General features: G+C 52.4%; 1 protein-coding gene and 1 pseudogene. Both read left to right on the top strand.

What is annotated here, in order from left to right; translation table 11 throughout:
* The coding region (gene sstT / locus ACTHUE_RS18165; protein WP_440424111.1) for a serine/threonine transporter SstT at positions 1-824 on the top strand (824 nt) is incomplete at its 5' end.
* A gap of 225 nt (positions 825-1,049) precedes the next feature.
* Positions 1,050-1,662 (top strand): annotated as a pseudogene (locus ACTHUE_RS18160) (multidrug ABC transporter ATP-binding protein); the annotation flags it as partial.

The following is a 1,662-nucleotide window of genomic DNA, read 5'->3' as shown; positions in this document are numbered from 1 at the left end:
ATTTGGTGGCCAACCCGATTAACGCGCTGGCCAATGCCAACTATATCGGCATTTTGGCTTGGGCTTTGGTATTGGGCGCGGCTTTGCGCCATCACGGTTCGGATACGACCCGCCAAGTGGCGGCCGACTTGGCCGATACCGTTTCGACGGTTGTGAAGTGGATTATCCGTTTTGCGCCGCTGGGTATTTTCGGCTTGGTGTCTTCTACTATTGCGGAAACCGGTTTTGAAGCGCTTGCCGGCTATATGCAGCTGTTGGCCGTATTGCTCGGCTGTATGCTGTTTATCGCTTTGGTGGTCAACCCGATTATTGTGTGGACGCAAATCCGCAGCAATCCTTTCCCGCTGGTGTTTACCTGCCTGCGCGAAAGCGGCGTGTATGCCTTCTTCACCCGTTCTTCCGCCGCCAACATCCCTGTGAACATGGCATTGGCGAAAAAACTGGGCCTGCACGAAGACACTTACTCTATCTCCATTCCATTGGGTGCAACCATCAATATGGCCGGTGCGGCAATCACCATTACCGTTTTGGCGATGGCTGCGGCGCACACGCAAGGCATTACGGTTGACTTCGCCACTGCCCTGCTGCTGAGCCTGGTGGCCACCGTCAGCGCGTGCGGTGCATCCGGTGTGGCCGGTGGCTCATTGCTGCTGATTCCTTTGGCGTGCAGCCTGTTCGGTATCGATAACGATGTGGCCATGCAGGTGGTTGCTGTCGGCTTCATCATCGGCGTGATTCAAGACTCTGCAGAAACTGCGTTGAACTCTTCCACCGACGTTTTGTTTACTGCCGCTGCCGATTTGGGCCGTCAACGTAAAGAGTGATTTTAGGGTTAACCTAAATCCAGCAAAGGCCGTCTGAAAAGTTTCAGACGGCCTTTGTTTTATGCCAATCAAAGGGATTTTTAGATGGTTAAGCCGATAGATTGGTTTGATCGGACTGACGGTATACGCTGTCATCAGTCGGATTTTTCCCGTAAAATACAGTCTTGAATGTATTTGAACACCTCTTTCAGACGGCCTGACCGTCTTATCACATTTGCAAAAACAATGATTAAAAAAATATTCTCATGGTTCGAGTCCCGCATCGACCCTTATCCCGAAGCCGCTCCGAAAACGCCAGAAAAAGGGTTGTGGCGGTTTATTTGGAGCAACATTGAAGGCGTGCGCAAATGGATTGCCGTGTTGGCCGTGTTTACGGTCGGCGTCGGCATCATGGAAGCCTTGATGTTCCAATTTATGGGTAAGGTAGTCGACTGGCTCGGCACTTATACGCCGCAAACGCTGTTTGTCGAAAAAGGCCATGCATTAATCGGCATGATGGCCATGGTGGCATTTTTTGCCGTTTGGACCTTTTTCGCTTCCAATGTGCGCCTGCAAACCCTGCAAGGCGTGTTCCCCATGCGCCTGCGCTGGAATTTCCACCGCCTGATGCTGGGTCAAAGCCTGGGCTTTTATCAGGACGAATTTGCAGGCCGCGTGTCCGCCAAAGTGATGCAGACCGCGCTGGCGCTGCGCGATGTCGTGATGACCGTTGCCGATATGGTTGTGTATGTGCTGGTGTACTTCATCACTTCCGGCGTGATTCTGTCCTCATTCGATGCCTGGCTTATCGTGCCGTTTATCTGCTGGATGATTGGATTCGCGATGATTATGCGCTTCC

Source organism: Neisseria sp. P0021.S005, assembly GCF_051956955.1.
This window is presented reverse-complemented; position numbering and strand designations above follow the sequence as displayed.